The sequence below is a fragment of the Natronococcus jeotgali DSM 18795 genome (genome assembly GCF_000337695.1).
GTDB classification, from domain to species: Archaea; Halobacteriota; Halobacteria; order Halobacteriales; family Natrialbaceae; genus Natronococcus; species Natronococcus jeotgali.
In genome coordinates, this window is record NZ_AOIA01000123.1 from 1 (window position 1) to 18,857 (window position 18,857).

Consider the following 18,857-nt stretch of genomic DNA (forward strand, 5'->3'; position numbering starts at 1 on the left):
CCCTCGCGCCATCAGAGATGTGTATAAGAGACAGGGCCGTCCCGGATCGCCTCGTGGGAGACGTGCAGCGTCAGGCTGCTGAGAATCAGGATCGCGGTGTTGATCGCCACGACCGACGACAGCAGCGTCGGAAGCTCGCCGGGGGGCCACGGCCCCGTGCGGACGAAGAAGTAGTAGACGAACCCGGCGCTGAAGGTCATGACGTCGGTGGCGAGAAAGAGGACCATCCCCCACCTGAGATCGAGGCCCTCCTCGGCCGACGCCCGCTCCCAGTAGCGGCTGACGAACCCGTGGTAGGTCCAACCGTACAGGCTTCCGAGGAAGATCCCGACCCCGCCGACGATCAGCGTGAACGGCAGGAGCCACCCGACGAGGGGCTCGGCGCCGTCGGCGAGCGTCGCGAGGGCGGCGCCGAAGTACAGCCCCGCGATGCCGATCGCGGTCGCGAGCGGCCACCAGCTCGCTTCGCCGAATCCGCGGGGCCAGTCTTCGGGCGCGGGCGGGTGATGGTCGACTCCCTCGCTCGGCTCGTCGGCGGATTCCATATCGATCCCCACGACCCGGACCCGCAAAAGCGTCATCCATGCGGGTGATTCATACCGCTTCGATCCGAATCCAGATTCGATGGCGAACGAATCCAGGGGATCGAGTCCGTGGCCGCTGGTCGCCGCGCTCGGAATCGTCGCGACCGAAGCCGGCGTCCTGTTCGGCCTGGTACCGATCGCCGTCGGCGGCGTCTTAGCCTTCGGCTCGAGCTGTGCGGGGATGATCGCCGAGGTCGGGTACGCGTCGGAACCGTGGCGACCGCTCCGGCTCGTCGGCGCGGGAATCGCCGCCGTCAGCGCCGCGGTCTGGATCGCCGTCGCGCCCGCGGTAACCCCGAGCGGGCTCGCCGCCGGCGTCGCGACCGACGGGATCGCGGTTCGGGCCGCCATCGTCTTCGTGTCGGCCGCGTTGCTGATCGCGGCCGGCGCTGTCGGCCCGGTCGTCACCGGCGGCGGACTCGAGCGGTGATCGCCGCGGCGTCTAGAACGCGGCGACGGCGAGGCCGCTGACGAAGACGCCGGCGGCGGACTCGAGCGGTGATCGCCGCGGCGTCTAGAACGCGGCGACGGCGAGGCCGCTGACGAAGACGCCGGCGNGACTCGAGCGGTGATCGCCGCGGCGTCTAGAACGCGGCGACGGCGAGGCCGCTGACGAAGACGCCGGCGGCGGCCGCGGCCAGGAGCAGTCCGAGCGCCACCTGTCGTGACATACCTCCTCTCCGTCGCCGCGCCCCTAAAAGGGATCGACCGTTCGGCGACCTGCCCCGCCGACCCGCGGTGCCGACGACGGCCCGACAGTTATTACCCGGACTCCCGTACTCCCGGACGATGAGTCAGGGTGACGGACCGACGACGGAGGCAGAACCGCCGGCCCCCTTCGATCGGGACGCCGACATCGACGCCGAAATCGACATCACGCTCCGGGTCGTGCTCACGGCGTTCGCCGGCGGCGCCGCCGGGCTCCTCGCGATGGGGCCGATCCTCTTCGCTCTCCCGGCGTTTCTCCGCCTGTTCAGAGCCGAGCCCCTCGTCGATCTCGCGGCGCTGGGCCGGGTGCTCGGGCTCGAGCCGAGCGTCCTGCTCGGCGTCGTGGTCTTCGCGGCCGGCGGGATCGTCGGCCTGCCGTTACTGTTCGTCGTGGCCGGGGCGTTCCTCCCGCCACGGGAGCCCCGTGCCGCTCGAGGGATAACGTTCGCGACGATCATGTGGACCGGGTTCGTCCTCGCGTTCTGGCCGGGCGAGTACGCGGGCGCGATCTTCCTCGGCCTGTCGCTTGCCGCCCACTGGGTGTACGGATACGTCCTCGGTCAGGTCATGCAGCGGTTCGCCTATATCCCCCAGCACGCGGTCTGATCCACGATTTGGCGAGTTTTGTTTGGGGTGAGCGTCGGGTCGCCCGTGATGAACAGGTGTACGTGGTCGGGGCGAGTAACGGGGCCTCGACTACGGCTCCTCGTCCGGATCGGGCCGCTCGCTTCGGCGTTCGGCGAGACGCTTCTCGAACCACTGCCACTCCCGGGTGAACTGGTCGGTCTCCTTGAGGTTCCAGACGTCGGCGTCGTCGACGATCGTGCCGACGCGGGCCGACTGGATCATGTTCACGAGCCAGAGCACGAGGCTCACGCCGAGGATAAAGGCGCCGATGGAGGCGACCTGGTTGAGCGGAACGAACTCCGCGGGGTAGACGCCGTACCGCCGCGGCATACCCAGGTAGCCGAGCACGAGCAGCGGTACGAACGTGACGAACGCGCCGACGACCAGCAGCGTCGCCTGCACCCTGGCGAGCCGGCGGTTGTACATCCGCCCCGTGAGGATCGGGAACCAGTAGTAGCTCGCGGCGAACATCGCCAGGGGGATGATGCCGACGACGATGAGGTGGAAGTGGCCGACGACGTAGTGCGTGTCGTGGAGCACGAGGTCGACCGGAACCGCGGCGAGGAAGACCCCGGTGATGCCGCCGACCACGAACGTGCTCATGGCGCCGATGACACAGATCAGCGGGGCGGTGAGCCGGAGCCGCCCGTTCCACATCGTGGCGATCCAGTTGAACTCCTTGATCGCGCTGGGGATCGCGATCGCCAGCGAGACGGCCATGAAACTCGCGCGCAGCCGGGGATCCATCCCGGTAGCGAACATGTGGTGGGCCCAGACGCCGAAGGACATGACGCCGATCGCGATCGTCGAGTAGACGATAAACCGGAACCCGAACAGGCGCCGTCCGCAGAACTTCGGCAGCATGAAGCTGATCAGCCCGAACGCCGGGAGGACGAGGATGTAGACCTCGGGGTGCCCGAAGAACCAGAACAGGTGCTGCCAGAGCATCGGTCCGCCGCCCTCGATCGCGAAAAACGCCGTCCCGAAGTTCCGGTCGAGCAGGAGCAGGATGATCGTGCTCCCCAGCAGCGGGAACGCCAGCAGGATGATCCCGCTCGTGACGAGCATGTTCCACGAGAAGATGTCCAGCTCGTCCCAGCCCAGATCGTCGGGACGCTCCGTGAAGATCGTGACGATGAAATTAATGGCGGCCATGGTCGTGGCGATGCCGCTCAGGTGGAGTCCCAGCAGCGTCACGTCGATCTGCGGGTTCGTCATCTCCACCGACAGCGGCGTGTACATCGTCCACCCCATGGCGACCGGCTCGAGGGCGGTTAGCGCGGCGATCTCGAGCGGCAGTAGCCCGACGACGGTCCCGACGACGTCCGTGATCAGTCCGCCCCGAACCATCAGCAGCGACGGCGGGAGCAACCAGAACGCGATGGCGTTGATCCGCGGGAACGACAGGTCGTCGGCGTCCAGCAACAGCGGCAGCATGTAGTTGGCGATTCCGGTGAACACCGGCGTCACGAAGAAAAACAGCATCGTGAGCCCGTGGGTGGTGAACACCGCGTTGTACGTCTCCACGTTCCAGACGGTGGTGTCCGCGACCAGGAGTTCGGTGCGCATCATCATCCCGTCGGTCGCGCCCCACAGCGCAGCCGCCGTCCCGAAGAGGATGTACAGCAGTCCGATGTCCTTGTGGTCGACGGTCGTCAGCCACCGGAGGAGGCCGGACGGCTTCTCGGTGGTGGTCAGTCCGATCTTCGGCGTGACGATACCACCGTCGGCGTACGACGTCGGCGGCGAATCGGCTCGGAATCGGTAGTACGCCGCGAGCACGAGCAGAGCTCCCAGGGCTACCGCGACTCCGGGAACCGGTCCGATCATCGTTCCCCCCCGCGCGATCCGGGGTCGGCGACCGCCTCGAGTCGTCGAGCGACCGACCCGTCCGTCGTCCGCGTGTCGTTTCGTATCATGTATCGAATCCGGGTGTCGTTGCTCACGTTTCCTCGAGCAGCCGTGCGTACACCGCCCCCATGGTGAACCCGTATATCCAGTGGGCAAACAGCGTGTACACGCCGAAGAAGACCAGCAGGGGACCGCCGATGTTTCCGCGACCGGTGATCACGAACGGGATCCACAGGATCGTCCCGAAGACGACCCCGCGGGCCGCCGGATCCGGGCCGAGAGGGAGGTACGGCTCGAGCGCGAGAAACAGCAGCGGCCAGGCGAGCACGCCGGCGGCGACGAACAGCGCGAATCCGATCGTCGTGTCGCCGGGCGTTCCGATGAACCGGGCGATGACGGCGAACAGTTCCATCACCGACCGGGTCTGGGCTTCCAGCAGCATGAGCAGCAGCGACATGGCCCCGGTTCCGGCGACGCCGCCGGCGATCACGCTCGGTCCCCGCTTCATGATTCGTTCGAGGCCGTCGATTCGTTCGAGGTCGAGCCGTCGGACCCCGATCGCTGGTCATCAAGCCACGCGTCGTACTCCGACTCGTCGACGACCCGAATCGACGAGAGCATCTCCGGGTGCCCCGCGCCGCACAGCTCGGCGCAGTACAGTCGGTACTCTCCCGTCTCCGAGAGTTCGGTCCGGACCAGGTTCGTCTCGCCCGGGACGGCGTCCTGTTTCAGTCCCAGGTCGGGCACGTGGACGGAGTGTATCACGTCCTCCGATGTGACGTACATGTACACGGTTCGGTTCGCCGGAAGGACCATCGTTTCGTTCGTCGTCACGCCCTCGTTCGGGTAGTCGGCCGTGAACGCCCACTGCTCGGCCGTCACGTTCACCTCGACGGCGTCCTCGGGCACCTCGCCCGGTTCGGGCTCGCCGTGGGGAGAGTCGCTGATCGTCGAGACGGCCGGGTCGGCCAGCACGTGAAACGAGGCCGTCCCGACGAACAACAGGACGAGCGCGGTCGCGACCGTCCACGTGATCTCGAGCTGTCGGTTCTCCCGGGTCGGTTTCGGGTCGTCGTTGTCGCGGAACCGCCAGATCGTGTAGATCAGGATCGCTTCCACGAGCACCGCGATCGGAACGGCGATGTAGAGCAGCTGTCGGTTGAGTCTGCTGATGAGCTGGTCCGTCGCCGAACTGGCGAGCGCAGTTGCCGGAACCGTCGCTAGCACGGCCGGTATCAACACTGCAGCGACAATAGCCCCGCGACGTGCGCGTCCCATCTACCGATGGGCTACAGCGAGACCCTCCATAAACGTTTGTCCGGCAACGGGCGCGTCGGCACCGCGAACCGAGCGGACTCGGAACATGTTCCGGGGTCCGCCCGATCGACGCGACCCTCGGTGCGGCGTCGCGCGGCCGTCGCGGTTGCGGAGCCGCCGACGCCGTCGTTTGCCGTCGCGACCGTTTATTACGCTCCCGATCCAACGCACACCCATGCTGGAGTGGCTCTCCCGAGAGACGGTCGTCGACATCTCGATCAACGCGGCGCCGATTCTCATCCTCGCGTACTCCGCGGTACTCATCGAGCTGTCGTCCCCCTGGGGATTCGACCCGCTCACGGTCGTCCTCACCCACACGCTCACCCTCGTGCCGCTGGTCCTCCTCGTGTTCGCGACGTACTACGCCGCGCGCGCGATCGAACGCGACGCCGCCCGCTCGCAGTAGGCGTCGTCGCCGGCACCTGTTTTAACTTCCGAGGCGCCCTACTGACGCCTCGAGCGATGACGCTTCCCTCGATGTACACCCCCGACGGCGTGTTCGCGTACATGGTCCTCGTCATCGCGCTCACGCTCGTCGCCTCGGTCGTCTACCTGCTCGCGTTCACCGGCGCGAGCGTGCCGTTCTGACACCGTCGTCCGCACGGATCCGAACACCGCCGCGTGCGACGGTCGGCGCTCAGACCTTGTAGCCGAGCGCCTCGAGCTGGGCCTCCAGCGACTCGGAGTCGACCCGCGCGTCGTCGGGCTCGCTCACCGTCGGCTCGCGGGTGTGGCGATCCTCGGCGGTCGTCTCCGCCCACGGCACCCGCCTGATCTTCGGGTGGAGGCTGCCGATCTTGTGTCCTAGCACGCCGTACTCGCCGAAGGCCTCGCCGTGGTCCGCGGAGATGACGACTCGCTCGGCGTCGAGGTTCTCGAGCAGGAGTTCGACGTCGTCGAGGACGTACCGGAGGTCGTCGAGGTACGCGTTCCAGACCGTCTCGACGTCGCCCGTCTCCGTCAGGTACCCCCACCAGTCGTCCTCGTACTCGTACAGCTCCCGATCGTCCTCGAGGGCGTTCGAGACCCACGGCGAGTGGGGCTGGAAGTAGTGGAGGATCGTCCGATCGTAGGACTCGGCCCGGGAGACCGAGATCGCGCGATCGGTGACGTACCGCGGCGGGGTCATCCCGTCGACGTGGCCGCGCTCGCCGTCGACCCCCCAGGGTTCGTACCGGAAGAGGTACTCCGCCTTCCCCAGCGCGTCGATCCCGACCGTCGGCATCGCCCGGAGCGCCCTGTAGGTCAGGTGCTTCCCCGGGTCGACCTCGTGGCGCCTGTCCTCGAGCACCTGCTGGAGGTGGCCGTTCGCCGAGAGGTACGCCGTGTTGGCGATCTCCCGGCGGTGCGCCTCGTCGAAGGTCCTGGCGATCCACTCGGCGGAACCCCCGCCGACCGATCGGATGCTGTCGATCGCGCCGAGGAAGTCGTACTCGTCGGCGACGGCCTCGAGCGCGTCGACCCGGCAGGTGTCGAGCAGGATCAACACGTCCCACTCCCTGTCGAAGACGTTCGTCCCGATCGGTCGCCGCCCGTTGAGCCTCGCGGCGGGGAACCGATAGAGGTACTCGAGCGCGACCTCGTCGAGCGCCCGGCCGGGGTGTTTCAGCCCCTTCTTGACGTTCTCGAGGCTCCAGTCGTACTGGGACATCGGTCCGGTGCGGATTCCCGTCGCGAGGATTTAGCTCTGTTCGTTCGCCCGGCCCCGCGACGAAACACCGTATTGATACCGCGGTAGAAGCAACCCTCCACCAACGCCGGTTACGTGATGGCCCAATGAGATACGGTCGCACCTCGATAGTGAACTTCCTCTCCCAGCTCGCGATGTCGTTCGCGGGCTTTTTCGCCACGATCGCGCTCACGCGGACGCTTGGGGCCGACCGGTACGGCGCCTACGTCGTCGTGCTGGCGGTGCTGTCCTGGCTCACGATCGCCGGCAACGTCGGACTCTCGCAGGCGATCAAAAAGCGGGTGAGCGAGGCCGCCGAGGGGAACTACGTCGTCTCCGGGCTGCTCGCCCAGTTCGTCCTGTACGTCCTCCTCGCGGTCGTCCTCCTGCTGGCTCGGCCCCACCTGAACGCCTACATGGGCATCGACGCGACGCTTGTTCTCGTCGGGCTGTTGGGCGCCAGGCTCGCGGGGGATTTCGTCCAGAACGTCCTCGACGGCCAGCGCCTCGTGCACGTCTCGAGCGTGCTCTCGCCGATCGAATGGACGACCCGAAGCGTCGTCCAGGTCGCGCTCGTCCTGACCGGGTTCGGCCTCGCCGGCGCCTTCGCCGGCTACGCGGTCGGGGCGCTGGTCGCCGTCGCCGTCGGCAGCTACTTCCTGTCCGTTCCGCGGACGGTCCCGACGCGGCAGGAGTTCCGCCGGCTCAAGTCCTACGCGCAGTTCTCCTGGCTCGCGTCGGTGCAGGGACGGACGTTCCTCTCGATGGACACGGTGGTGCTCGCGATCTTCGTCGCCAACGACGTCATCGCCGTCTACGAGATCGCCTGGAACGTGGCGTCGCTGTTTGCCATCTTCGGGTCCTCGATCCGCCGGACCCTGTTCCCGGAGATGAGTCGGATCTCCTCGGAGAACGGGGTCGACGCGGAGATCACCGACCTGCTCCGGACGAGCCTGACCTTCTCCGGGCTGTTCATCGTTCCGGGGCTGGTCGGCAGCGCGATCGTCGGCGACGTCGTGTTGAGCATCTACGGTCCGGAGTTTCGAACGGGGTACTACATCCTGCTCGCGCTGACGGTCGCGCGCCTGATCTACAGCTACCAGGGGCAGTTTCTCAACACGATCGACGCGGTCGATCGACCCGACCTCACGTTTCGGATCAACGCCGTCTTCGTCGGCGCCAATCTGGCGCTGAACGTCGCGTTGATCTCGGCGTTCGGCTGGTACGGCGCCGCGACCGCGACGACGGTTTCGGCCGCGCTGGGCCTCGGGCTGGGGTACCGGTACGCCCGGCGGGTCGTCGACGTCGTCGTTCCGTTCCGGGAGGTGCTCAACCAGTGGCTCGCTGCGGCCGCGATGGCGGTCGTCGTCCTCGCCGGACGGCTCGTCCTCGGCGACTCGCTGCTCGCCGTCGTCCCCCTCGTCGGGGTCGGCGCGGCGGTCTACTTCGGCGCCCTGCTCGCGCTCTCGGGCGAGTTCCGGGCCGCCGTGGAACGGAACCTGCCGGACGACGCCCCGATCCCCGACCTCGAGTAGGCGCCGTCGACCGGCGGCCGGTTCGCCCGCGGGCGACACCCGCGCGCCGCGATCGGCCGACGGAGAGCATATAACGGTGCCGCCACGAGTGCGTTCCATGAGCGTCATCAGCGACGGGGTCGCGTTGCTTCGCGAGGAGGGGACGAGCGAGTTCCTCGGCGGCGTCGGGCGCCACCTCCGGTGGTGCACCGGCCAGTACTCGATCTGGGTCCGGAGCCGCTTCGCCGCGGCCCGCGGCCGAACAACGCTGTCGGTCGGCGACGCGAGCGCCGCGTTCGTCGCGGCGGACGCCGACAGCGTCGCGGCCACGCTGCGGCGCCACCGCAGCGAGCGCGCCCAGCTCGCCGCCGTGCTGGCCGATCTCGAGCCCGGCGACGTCTTCTACGACGTCGGCGCGAACACCGGTCTCTACGCCTGCCTCGCCGCGTCGCGTGGCTCCCGCGTCGTCGCCTTCGAACCGTACCCCCCGAACGTCTCGGAGCTCCGGCGAAACGCGGCCCGCAACGGGATCGACGCGTCGATCCACGAGGTGGCCCTGTCGGACGAGTCAGGGACCGTCGGGTTCGAGACGGAGGACGGGACCAACCTGAACGACCCCGGCGCCGACTCCCCCGGATTCGGCCGGGGGCGGATCACGGCCGATCGGGGCGACCTCGAGGTGCCCGCCGTCCGGGGAGATACCCTGATCGACGAGGGGGAGGCCCCGCCCCCGACCGTCGTCAAAATCGACGTCGAGGGCGCCGAGTCCAGCGCGATCGACGGCCTCGCCGGGGCGCTCTCGAACGACCGGTGCCGGGTGGTCTACTGCGAGGTCCACGAGCCGAGCGAGCTCCCGGCGCTGCTCGAGCGGTTCCGCGATCTGGGCTTCGACGCGGCGGAGCGACTCGAGACCGACAAGGACGAACTCGTCGTCCGCGCGAGCCGGAACCGCGACTGACCTGGCGCCTCGAGAGCGGGCCCCAGCGGGGCGTCACCGCCGGAACCGAAAGCGATTAGGACCGAACCGAGAGACAGTCCGTAGATGCATCCCGTCGTCCTCCTCAGCGTCGATTCGCTGCGGTTCGACCGCGCAACTGAGGCGTGTCTGGGGGAGTCGCTGCCGATCCTGAACGAGGACTTCTGCCGGTTCGAGAACGCCTACTCCCACGGGGTCGCCACACCCTTTGCCTTTCCCGGAATCGTCGCCGGAGTCCACCCCGAGGGCAACGGACGGATCCCCGACTCGGCCACGACCCTCGCGGAGGGGATCCCCGGACGGTCGACGGCCTACGCGAACAACGGTCACCTCCACGAGGAGCGGGGGTACACGCGCGGGTTCGACCGCTTCGAACAACACCCCTCGGTCGACGGGCAGGGCGGGATCTCGCTGGTCGACCGCGTCGCCCGACGCCTCCAGCGGATCGAGTCGATCCGCGAGGCCCGCCTCCCGAAGGCGATCTACAACCGCTACCTGCGCGAGCCGCTCCCGATCTCCTCGCTGCCCGCCGACGGGATGACGACGATCCTGCGGGACCACCTCGAGGGCGGGCCGGAGGCGTTCGTCTGGGGGCACTACATGGATCCCCACCTGCCGTACCACCCCGAGATGGCCGTCGACCCGCCCGCGGACGTCCCCAGCCTCGAGGAGCTCGAGGACGTCAAGGAGCGCATCGCCGCGGGCGACGCGGACGCGCTCACAGACGACGAGCTGGCGACCGCCCGCGAGCTGTACGACGGCAACGTCCGCTACTTCGATCGCCACTTCGCGTCGCTGCTTCGGTGGCTGCGCGAGCGCCCCTGGTACGACGACGCGTTCGTCGCCGTCGTCTCGGACCACGGCGAGCTGTTCGGCGAGCACGGGCTGCTCTTTCACAACTGGGATATCGATCCCCACGACGAGGTCGCGCACACGCCGCTGTGGGTCAAGTATCCCGGCGGCGAGGACGCCGGGGCGAGCTACGACCACGTCGTCGGCCACGGGGACGTGCTCGCGACCGTCGCCGACGTACTCGAGGGGACGGCGCTCGACCCCCCCGAACACACCGCGCCGCTGCGCCGGGCGTCGGGCCGACACGTCGTCACCGTCTCGAACACGGTCAAACGGCTGACCGAGGACGGGGGATCGCGCTTCGTCCGGCGCGACGGCACCGCCGAGACGCGGGGCGCGGTCAGCGACGAGGGCGCGGCGTTTGTCGAGTCGCTCGCGTTCCCGGAGTGTCGCAACTCCGTGGGCGAGGCGATGGGCGTCGAGGAGGCAGAGCGCCAGCGCCGACTCAAGAACCTGGGCTACCGGTAACGAGCGACCCCGAAGATGACACGGCGAACCCCGTCCGACGATCCCGAAATCTCGGTCGTCATCCCCGTCTACGACCAGCCCGATCTCCTGGTCGAGGCCCTCGACAGCGTCCGCGACCAGACGTTCGGCCCGCTCGAGGCGGTCGTCGTCGACGACGCCTCCGAAACCGACTTCGAGCCGATCGTCGACGAGTACGGCGACTGGGTCCGCCTGCTCGTCCACGAGGAAAACAGGGGCGCGGCGGCGGCGCGCAACACCGGGATCGAGGCGACCGACGGCGAGTTCGTCGCCTTCCTCGACGCCGACGACGTCTGGCGCCCGCGGAAGCTCGAGCGCCAGCGCGCGGTCTTCGAGGCGCGAGGCGAGGACCTCGGGCTGGTCTACACGGGCTTCGTCCAGTACGACACCGACGGCTCCGAGCTGGTGCGACGCCCCGACGCCCGCGGCGAGATCCATCTCGCCGAGCTCGAGCGCGACCGCGTCCACCCGACCTCGACGGTGACGGTTCGCCGGGCGTGTCTCGAGCGCGTCGGCGACTTCGACCCCTCGCTGCCGAGCCGGCAGGACTACGACCTGTGGATCCGGCTCACCGAGCGCTACCGGGTGGACTTCGTCGACGAGGTGCTCGTCGAGAAGCGCGAGCAGCCCGGGGGGATCTCGAAGGACTTCGACCGCCGGATCCGGGGGGATCTGGCGGTCTTCGAGAAAGTCCGGGAGCGAACGGCCGACCTCGACCTCCCGACCCGGCTGCGGATCCACTCGTTTCACCACCACGTCATCGGGCGGGACTACGACTCGAACGGGGACCGCCGGAAGGCGCTTTCCCACCTCGGGCTCGCGATCGCCCAGTACCCGTTTCGGCCCCGCTCGTGGGCGATGTTCGCGATCGCGCTGTTCGGCGTCGACAGGAACGGCCGCCTGCTCGGAACCCTCAAGCGTCTCGCTCGGTAGCCCCGTCGACGTCGGCGTACCACGACGGCTCGATCGAGCTCCCCTCGACCGCCCTCGAGATCGCGTCGCGGATCCCCTCGCGGAACGCCCCGACCGAAAAGCGCTCGGCGAAAGATTCGGTCTCACGGTCGGACCACGCGACCCCCTCCGCCTCGAACGTCCGGATCGACTCCGCCAGGGTCCGTCCCTCGGAACCGTCGCGGACGTGCGTGTACCCGTTTTTCCCGTCGACCACCTGGTACTGGGTCATCCCCTCGCGAACCCCGAGCAGCGGCGTGCCCGAGGCCAGCGCCTCGACGGGGGAGATGCCGAAGTCCTCGTCCTGGCCGTTGAAGACGAACGCCTTCGCGCCCGCGAGCAGTTCGCGCTTCTCGCCCTCGTCGACGTAGCCGCGGAACTCGACGTTGTCGCCGGCGCGTCGCTCGAGGGCGGCCCGATCGGGGCCGTCGCCGGCCACGACGAGCCGGGCGTCGAGGTCGTCGAACGCCTCGACGATCTCGTCGACGCTCTTGTGCCAGTCCAGCCGCGACAGCGTGAGGTAGTACGACCCCGTCTCGGCGGCCGCGGGCGAGTAGGCGTCCGTGTCGACGGGGGGGTAGACGACCGCGACGTTCTCGGGCGAGACGCCCCAGTACCGGACCATCCGGCGCTTGACGTGCTCGGAGTTGGCGACGAACAGGTCGGGCTTGTGCGTGTTGTGGTCGAAGGCGACCCGAACGAGGTAGTAGAGGAGGAGTTTGGCCGTCGCGGCCGGCCCGTCGCCGAGTTCGCCGATCCGGTCGGACTGGCGCCGGTTCGTGTGGTGGACGTACGCGACCCAGACCTGTTCGGTCGGGGGGACGTAAAACAGCGGTTCGTTCCCGCTCGTGAGGAGGACGTCGTACTCCCGGAGCGGGTCGGCCTTCTGCCAGCCCAGGAGGTGTGCGGCCATCCGCGCGAGCCCGCCGCGGCGAAGCGCCCACTCGTTGAGCCGGCCGGTTATCAGCTGCTCCGTCTCGATATCGGGCGGTTCGATGGACTCGTCTTTCCAGCCCACGTACAGGGGCGCGTCCTCGAACGTCCGGGCGAGCTCCCAGGCGACCCTGTCGCCGCCGCCGTTGACGTGTTCCCCCCAGTGGGCGAGTGCGATCTCGGACCGTCCCGCGGAACCGCGATCCATCGTCCGTGTCTGGCACACGCCCCGCTATAGGTCTCACGGATGGCGTCGGGCACCTCGAGGCGGGCTCCGTCACCTACTTGATCCTCACGGCGAACTACTCACGCATGGCTCGAAACGTCGTCCTCGTCTGTCTGGACACCCTTCGGTACGACTTCCTCGAGCGCCACGGCGGTCCGCTGCGCCGGGAGGCGACCCAGTCGTTCGAGGAGTGCCGAACCGCCAGCACCTGGAGCGTTCCGAGCCACGCGAGCATGTTCACCGGCCGGCTCCCCCACGAGCACGGCTTCCACTCCGCGACGCCCCGCTTCGAGTCCCTCGAACTCGAGGAGACGTTCCTCGCGGACCTGCCGGACCACCGCCGCGTCGGCGTCAGCGCCAACCCCTACGCCAGCCCGGTCTTCGGGTTCGACGGACTGTTCGACGATTTCTACCACGTCCCCTCCTCGATGCCCTACCCCGAGGGGCTCTCGCCGTCGCGGTTCTGGCACGAGTCGACCGCCGAGGGCGTCGACCGATACCTCGAGTACCTCCGGAGCTGCGCCCGCCACGACCACCCCTTCAAGAGCGTCGCGAACGGGGTCGCCTCCCAGGCCGAGGAGCTGTTCCGATCCCTGCCCGTCGCGAAGCCGTTCGACGACGGCTGCGATCGAATCCTGCGCCGGGTCCGACGGGAACTCGAGCGGTCGGAAGAGCCGACGTTCGTCTTCGCTAACATCATGGACGTCCACGGGCCGCTCGCGAACGTTCGGGAGTACGACCAGTCGCTGCTGTCGGCCGAGGCCCGGCGGAACGCCCCCGATCTCGACGCCCTCGAGTTGAACCTCGAGGACGCCTTCGACGAGCGCGCGGCCGACCTCGAGCGCTACCGGGAGCTCTACGCCGCCGCCGTGGAGTACGTCTGCCGACGGGTGGCCGCGTTCTGTCGATCCGTCGACGACGACACCGCCGTGATCGTCACCGCCGACCACGGGGAGCAACTCGCCGTCGACGGGCCGCCGCGGCGCTTTGGCCACGTCACGCCCGACGTCAGCGAGGCGCTTCTCCACGTCCCCCTCGAGATCGTCAACGCCGCGGTCGACGCCGACCCGTCCAAGCCGATCTCCCACCTGGATCTGGGCGGTCTCGTCGCCTCGGTCGCGACCGGCGAGCCCTTCGAACCGCGGGCGCCGATCGCCGCGGAGGTGGCGGGACTCGGCGTCGCCCACCCGCCGACCGACCACGACCGCTTCGAGTTCTGGAACCGGACCTCGCGGTGCGCCTACCGCCCGGAGGGCAAGTACGTCTGGGACTCGCTGGGCTCCGCCGCGCTGTACGACCGCGAGGACGGCGCGTACGTCCTCGAGCGGGAGGGCGACCCGGAGCTCGTCCCCGAGGAGGCGAGGGCGGCGTTCTCGACGCCGATCGACGACGTTCGGAGCGAGCCCGACTCCGCGGACGTCGACGGCGCGGTCGAGGCCCAGCTGCGCGACCTGGGCTACCTCTGATCGCCGGACACCACGACCTTCTTGACCCGGCGCTCGCTACGGGCGGACGATGGACGCCGACCTCGCCGACTGGATCGCGGAGCTGCGAGAGCACGCCCGAACCCACCCCGCGCGGGCCCCGCTGTACCTCCTGTTTACCGCCTACCTCTCGGTCTGGTACGCGATCACCTCGCGGGTCCCGCTGGGACGGAACGTCTACGACTCGGACTGGGACCTGCTGGTCGTGCTGGACGCCTGTCGGGTCGACACCCTCCGGGAGGTCGCCCCCGAGTACGAGTTCATCGACGAGGTCGACGAGGCCTACTCCGTCGGCAGCCAGTCCGCCGAGTGGATGGTAAACACCTTCACCGAGTCCAGACGCGAGGAGATCGGCCGGACCGCCTACATATCCGGCAACGGGTTCAGCGAGACCGTCTTCGTCGACGGCCAGTACCCGCCCGTCAACAACGCCGTCCCGATCGACCTCTCCTCGTGGTCCGTCGTCGACGAGTCCGCCTTCGGCGCCCACCGGACCGTCTGGGAGACCGACCACGACGAGGCCTACGGCTCGGTGCTTCCGGCGGCGATGACCGACCACGCGATCGACGCGGGCCGCAACGGCGACGCCGACCGGATCATCGTCCACTACACCCAGCCCCACCTCCCCTACGCCGGCGCCGCCTACCGCGAGGACCGGGAGCCGACCGAAGTCGAGAGGCGGGGGTACGAACTCCTCGAGGAGGGGGCCGCCACCCGGGAGGCGGTGTACGAGGCCTACCGGGAGACCCTGCGGTGGGTCCTCGACGACGTCGCGGAGTTGCTCGAGAACGTCGACGCCGAGAACGTCGTCATCACGTCCGACCACGGCGAGGCCTTCGGCGAGTGGCGCGCCTACGGCCACCCCGAGGGGTTCCCCCACCCGGCCGTCAAGAAGGTCCCCTGGGTCGAGACGACGGCCACCGACGAGGGCACCCGCGAGCCCGACCTCGAGACGGGGTCGTCGGTGGATACGGACATCCAGGAACACCTCCGGGATCTGGGGTATCGCTGAGCGTCGGACCGTCCGCTCGAGCCGACTCGGGGAACAGGTAGGTCGCCGAAAAGTGGGTTGGGGCAGATTTGAACTGCCGACTTCCTCCGTGTGAAGGAGGTATCATAACCGGACTAGATCACCAACCCGCACCCCAAGTTATCGGTGCGCCCGACTTAAGCCTTCCTTTCAGCCTCGAGCCTCGAGCGATCAGTACTCCGGGGCCTCCTCGGGTTCGCCCTCGCGCTGGTTGACGAGGCGGGCGAACGTAAAGAGGCCGTCCGAGAGGCGGTTGAGGTACTCGACGGTTCGCTCGTTGATCCGCTCGCTCGAGGCCAGCGCGACCGCGCGGCGCTCGGCGCGCCGACAGACCGCGCGGGCGTGGTGGAGCCGCGCGCCGCGGTCGGCGCCCGTCGGCAGGATAAAGGTGGTTAGGGGCTCGAGTTCCTCGTCGGACTCGTCGATCCAGTCCTCGATCGTCTCGACGTGGTCGGCCCGCACCTCGGGGTCGTCCTCGTCGGGGTCGGGGTTCGCGAGGTCGGCCTGGACGACGTGGAGGTGGTTCTGGATCGTCCGGAGGCGGTCGTCGACGTCGTCGTGGCCCGTCGGCCGCACGGTGCCGACCAGCGCGTTGAGCTCGTCGACGGTGCCGTAGGCCTCGATGCGCGGATCCGTCTTCGAGACGCGGGTCATGTCCCGGAGGTCGGTCTCGCCGTCGTCGCCGCGACCGGTGTAGATCGCCATACCGACCTCGAGGATCGGTGTCCACTTAGTTTCGGCGTCGGTCGGAGCCGTCGCGGGTCGGTCCGACGAATCAGTACGTTAAACTCGCTCCGAACGGTAGGCGTCGGCATGGCCATGGAACTCGATCACGAGTGTCCGAACTGCGGGGAGAAGACGTTCTACCGCGCCGCGAGCACGACGCTGCACCTCGGAGAGAAGGTCAAGTGGCACTGCCCGGATTGTGACTACGGCTTCGTGCAGATCGACGGCATCGACTCGAGCGCGGCCTGAACCGGTCTCCCGGCGCCGAGCGCCAGACCCATAGTCGCACGGTTCGAGGATCCACCCGATGCAAGGACGGCGGCTCGCGACGACCGAGGAGCTCATCGCCATCGTCAGCCCCGGCAGCGACGACGTCGTCGCCCGCCTCGCGGCCTGGGCCGACGACCGCGGGATCAGGCTCTCGACGGTCGACGTCGGCGAGCCGATCGACGACGTCTACGACGGCAGTCGAGCCACCCTGGGGATCACGATCGGCGGCGACGGCACCTTCCTCGAGGGGATCAAGACCTTCGCCCCGCGGGGCGTCCCCCAGCTGGGGGTCAACACCGGGACGCTCGCCTTCCTCGCCCGGGTCGAGCCCGAGGACCTCGAGGCGGCGCTCGACGAGGTGCTCCGCGGACGGGCGGCGATCGACAGCCGCCAGCAGGTCGCCGTCCGCGGACCGGGGATCGACGCGACCGGGATCAACGACGTCACGATCGAGCACGTCCCGCCCGACGATCCGATCGATCGCAAGATCACGCGGCTGGACGTCTACGCCGACGACGAGTACGTCGGCGAGTTCGAGGGGACCGGGATCGCGGTCTCGACGCCGACGGGGTCGACGGGTATCTCGCTGTCGGCCAACGGGCCGATCCACTACCCGGCGAACAACCACACGCTCCAGCTGGTTCCGCTGCACACCCACCAGCTGGGGGTGCGCCCGATCGTCGTCTCGCCGGAGACGGAACTCCGGATCCGCACCCAGGGCCCCGCGAGCCTGCTGGTCGACGGCGGGCGGGCCCACGCGCTCCTCGAGGAGGGCGAGGAGGTGCTGGTCACGGGCGCCGAGAAGCTCGCCCACGTCGTCCACACCAGCTACGACGACCACTTCTTCACCGCGATCGCGAAGAAGCTGGGCTGGGACGTTCGCGACGTCGACGAACCGCCCCGGATCCCCGCGGCCGGAACCGACGCCGAGGTCGAGGGGGACGACTTCCTCGAGCGCGCGCGAACGATCGCCACCGAGGCCGCCGAGGCCGCGGGCGAACCCCTCCGGGAGCTCCACGGACAGGTCGAGTCCGTCGCGGTCAAAAGCGACAAGTCCGACATCGTCACCGAGGCCGACCACCAGGCCAACCGGATCATCACGACGGTGATCGAAAACGAGTTCCCCGACCACGGGATCGTCTCCGAGGAGCGCCCGCGGGACGTCCGCGAGGACGGCTACACGTGGGTGGTCGACCCCCTCGACGGGACCGGGAACTTCGCCCACGGCAACCCCAACTACTCGATCTCGATCGCGCTGCTCGAGGGCGAGTACCCCGTCGTCGGCGTCGTCTACGTCCCCGAAACGGACGAACTGTTCAGCGCGATCGCCGGGCAGGGTGCCCGCCGGGACGGCGACCCCATCGAGACGACCGACCGGGATCACCTCGACGAGAGCATGCTCATCTCCGGCTACGATCCCGACGGCTCCTTTCTCACGCGGTTCTACCAGGAGACACGCGGCGTCCGACGGCTCGGCTCGACCGCGCTCAATCTCTGTTATCTCGCCAGCGGCAGCGCGGACGCCACCTGGGAGTACGACACCTACCCCTGGGACGTCGCCGCCGGACTGGTAATCGCCCGCGAGGCCGGCGCGCGACTCACCGACGAGCGGGGCGAACCGTTCGTCTTCGAACTCGAGACCGAGGGTCGGTCGGCGCTGCTGGGGTCGAACGGCCCGCTCCATCCGGCGCTGCTCGCACACCTCGAGGGCGACGACGCCGTTCGGGACCGGTAGCCCGCGTTCCGGGTATCCTTTGCCGGATCCTGTACTGAAGTGGGGGGCAGTGACGTACCCTCGGGGACATGCAAACGATCGACGATCGGCGGGTGAGCTTCGGCGAGTTCGCCGGCCCGCTCGCACACGGGGCGACGTTTTTCGACTGGCAGCTGATCTCGACCCAGGAGATCGCCGCGGCCTTCGAGTACTCCTTCGCGGAGATCCTCGGCGACGACGGCATTCCGTACGCCCCGGTGGTCGTCAGCACTTCCGTCGACCGCTACCCCCGCATCGGCGAGACGATCTCGGTCGAGACGGTGCCCCGAAGCGTCGGCGACTCGAGCGTGGAACTGCTCTACGAGATCGAGGGCGGCGACGGCGAACGGCTGGCGACGGCGCGGATGACCCACGTGACGATCGGTCCCGGCGGCGCCGCGCTGGCGTTACCAGAGGACGTCCGGGCGGCGTTCGCGGACGCCCGCGTCGACCGGGCTCCCGCGGTCGGTCCCGGGGACGGCGGGGCCGACGCGGGTGACGGGCTGGCGTCGTTCTCGTCGGCCTTCGAGATCCGCAGCCCCCACATCGAGGGCGCCGAACTGGCCTACTTCGAGGAGTATCCGCGCTTTGCCGACGTCGCCCTCGAACGCCACCTCGAGGACCGCGGGACGAGCCTCGCGGAGCTGCGGGACGAGACGGAGCCCTATCGCATCCGGGACTGGCGCTGGGAGTTCAAGTCGCCGGTTCACTTCGAGACGACGCTGCGGGTCGACTGCGACGTCCTCGAGGTTTCCGACGAGACGATCCGGATCGCCCACGAACTCTCGAGCGACGGGCGAACGAACATCGAGGGGATCACCGAGTACGGCTGTTTCGACCGATCCGGGGCGCCCGTCGCGTTCGACGAGGCGATGCTCGAACCGTTCCGGACGTAGCGGG

General features: G+C 68.9%; 20 protein-coding genes, 1 tRNA gene and 1 pseudogene. 13 read left to right on the top strand and 9 right to left on the bottom strand.

The window, feature by feature from the left end; all coding sequences use genetic code 11:
• Positions 1 to 11: 11 nt before the first annotated feature.
• Positions 12 to 545: a cytochrome c oxidase subunit III gene (locus tag C492_RS13800; protein WP_008424596.1), complete on the bottom strand. Its 534-nt coding sequence runs from the start codon at positions 543 to 545 to the stop codon at positions 12 to 14.
• A gap of 79 nt (positions 546 to 624) precedes the next feature.
• Between C492_RS13800 and C492_RS13805 the strand changes: the two genes are divergently transcribed.
• Positions 625 to 1,014 (top strand): DUF7541 family protein, encoded by a 390-nt coding sequence (locus C492_RS13805; protein WP_008424597.1) that lies wholly within the window; start codon positions 625 to 627, stop codon positions 1,012 to 1,014.
• Positions 1,015 to 1,373: 359 nt separating this feature from the next.
• Complete coding sequence (locus C492_RS13810) at positions 1,374 to 1,898, top strand: DUF6789 family protein (protein WP_008424599.1); 525 nt, start codon at positions 1,374 to 1,376, stop codon at positions 1,896 to 1,898.
• Between the two features lie 2 nt (positions 1,899 to 1,900).
• Here the strand turns inward: C492_RS13810 and C492_RS25935 are convergent.
• The 4 genes and pseudogenes from C492_RS25935 to coxB all read right to left on the bottom strand — a co-directional run.
• Positions 1,901 to 1,972 (bottom strand): annotated as a pseudogene (locus tag C492_RS25935) (IS200/IS605 family transposase); the annotation flags it as partial.
• Positions 1,973 to 1,988: 16 nt separating this feature from the next.
• Positions 1,989 to 3,749 (bottom strand): cbb3-type cytochrome c oxidase subunit I, encoded by a 1,761-nt coding sequence (locus tag C492_RS13815; RefSeq protein WP_008424601.1) that lies wholly within the window; start codon positions 3,747 to 3,749, stop codon positions 1,989 to 1,991.
• A 112-nt stretch (positions 3,750 to 3,861) separates the two neighbouring features.
• Positions 3,862 to 4,278 (bottom strand): DUF6789 family protein, encoded by a 417-nt coding sequence (locus C492_RS13820; RefSeq protein ID WP_008424602.1) that lies wholly within the window; start codon positions 4,276 to 4,278, stop codon positions 3,862 to 3,864.
• Positions 4,275 to 5,048, bottom strand: coding sequence for a cytochrome c oxidase subunit II (coxB, locus tag C492_RS13825; RefSeq protein WP_049893066.1), 774 nt, complete (start codon positions 5,046 to 5,048; stop codon positions 4,275 to 4,277). The genes C492_RS13820 and coxB overlap by 4 nt, the downstream gene beginning before the upstream one ends.
• 214 nt (positions 5,049 to 5,262) lie before the next feature.
• Here coxB and C492_RS13830 point away from each other — a divergent pair, with 214 nt between their 5' ends.
• The gene (locus tag C492_RS13830; RefSeq protein ID WP_008424606.1) at positions 5,263 to 5,493 is read left to right on the top strand and encodes a DUF6684 family protein; all 231 of its coding nucleotides are present in this window, start codon (positions 5,263 to 5,265) and stop codon (positions 5,491 to 5,493) included.
• Positions 5,494 to 5,549: 56 nt separating this feature from the next.
• Positions 5,550 to 5,675 (top strand): hypothetical protein, encoded by a 126-nt coding sequence (locus tag C492_RS25605; RefSeq protein WP_008424609.1) that lies wholly within the window; start codon positions 5,550 to 5,552, stop codon positions 5,673 to 5,675.
• A 49-nt stretch (positions 5,676 to 5,724) separates the two neighbouring features.
• On the opposite strand, the gene C492_RS13835 is transcribed toward C492_RS25605, so the two are convergent.
• The gene (locus C492_RS13835; RefSeq protein WP_008424611.1) at positions 5,725 to 6,738 is read right to left on the bottom strand and encodes an alkaline phosphatase family protein; all 1,014 of its coding nucleotides are present in this window, start codon (positions 6,736 to 6,738) and stop codon (positions 5,725 to 5,727) included.
• Between the two features lie 125 nt (positions 6,739 to 6,863).
• Between C492_RS13835 and C492_RS13840 the strand changes: the two genes are divergently transcribed.
• The 4 genes from C492_RS13840 to C492_RS13855 all read left to right on the top strand — a co-directional run bounded on the left by C492_RS13840 (position 6,864) and on the right by C492_RS13855 (position 11,517).
• Positions 6,864 to 8,291 (top strand): oligosaccharide flippase family protein, encoded by a 1,428-nt coding sequence (locus C492_RS13840; RefSeq protein ID WP_049893067.1) that lies wholly within the window; start codon positions 6,864 to 6,866, stop codon positions 8,289 to 8,291.
• A 97-nt stretch (positions 8,292 to 8,388) separates the two neighbouring features.
• On the top strand, positions 8,389 to 9,228 hold the full coding sequence (locus tag C492_RS13845) for an FkbM family methyltransferase (protein ID WP_008424614.1): 840 nt from the start codon (positions 8,389 to 8,391) through the stop codon (positions 9,226 to 9,228).
• Positions 9,229 to 9,312: 84 nt separating this feature from the next.
• Positions 9,313 to 10,566, top strand: coding sequence for a sulfatase-like hydrolase/transferase (locus C492_RS13850; RefSeq protein WP_008424616.1), 1,254 nt, complete (start codon positions 9,313 to 9,315; stop codon positions 10,564 to 10,566).
• Positions 10,567 to 10,581: 15 nt separating this feature from the next.
• Complete coding sequence (locus C492_RS13855; RefSeq protein WP_008424617.1) at positions 10,582 to 11,517, top strand: glycosyltransferase family 2 protein; 936 nt, start codon at positions 10,582 to 10,584, stop codon at positions 11,515 to 11,517.
• Here the strand turns inward: C492_RS13855 and C492_RS13860 are convergent.
• A complete protein-coding gene (locus C492_RS13860; RefSeq protein WP_008424619.1) occupies positions 11,498 to 12,676 on the bottom strand; it encodes a glycosyltransferase in 1,179 nt (392 codons plus the stop codon). The genes C492_RS13855 and C492_RS13860 overlap by 20 nt on opposite strands.
• A gap of 104 nt (positions 12,677 to 12,780) precedes the next feature.
• Here C492_RS13860 and C492_RS13865 point away from each other — a divergent pair, with 104 nt between their 5' ends.
• Complete coding sequence (locus tag C492_RS13865) at positions 12,781 to 14,160, top strand: sulfatase-like hydrolase/transferase (protein ID WP_008424620.1); 1,380 nt, start codon at positions 12,781 to 12,783, stop codon at positions 14,158 to 14,160.
• A gap of 49 nt (positions 14,161 to 14,209) precedes the next feature.
• On the top strand, positions 14,210 to 15,190 hold the full coding sequence (locus tag C492_RS13870) for an alkaline phosphatase family protein (protein ID WP_008424622.1): 981 nt from the start codon (positions 14,210 to 14,212) through the stop codon (positions 15,188 to 15,190).
• Positions 15,191 to 15,243: 53 nt separating this feature from the next.
• Here the strand turns inward: C492_RS13870 and C492_RS13875 are convergent.
• Positions 15,244 to 15,318: transfer RNA gene (locus C492_RS13875), tRNA-Val, on the bottom strand.
• Between the two features lie 61 nt (positions 15,319 to 15,379).
• Entirely contained in the window at positions 15,380 to 15,913 is a 534-nt protein-coding gene (locus tag C492_RS13880; protein WP_008424624.1) for a cob(I)yrinic acid a,c-diamide adenosyltransferase, read from the bottom strand.
• Between the two features lie 108 nt (positions 15,914 to 16,021).
• Between C492_RS13880 and C492_RS24675 the strand changes: the two genes are divergently transcribed.
• The 3 genes from C492_RS24675 to C492_RS13890 all read left to right on the top strand — a co-directional run bounded on the left by C492_RS24675 (position 16,022) and on the right by C492_RS13890 (position 18,853).
• The gene (locus tag C492_RS24675) at positions 16,022 to 16,183 is read left to right on the top strand and encodes a DUF7838 family putative zinc beta-ribbon protein (RefSeq protein ID WP_008424627.1); all 162 of its coding nucleotides are present in this window, start codon (positions 16,022 to 16,024) and stop codon (positions 16,181 to 16,183) included.
• 58 nt (positions 16,184 to 16,241) lie between these two features.
• Positions 16,242 to 17,939, top strand: coding sequence for an NAD(+)/NADH kinase (locus tag C492_RS13885; protein ID WP_008424628.1), 1,698 nt, complete (start codon positions 16,242 to 16,244; stop codon positions 17,937 to 17,939).
• Positions 17,940 to 18,007: 68 nt separating this feature from the next.
• Complete coding sequence (locus C492_RS13890; RefSeq protein WP_008424629.1) at positions 18,008 to 18,853, top strand: acyl-CoA thioesterase; 846 nt, start codon at positions 18,008 to 18,010, stop codon at positions 18,851 to 18,853.
• Positions 18,854 to 18,857: the final 4 nt, after the last annotated feature.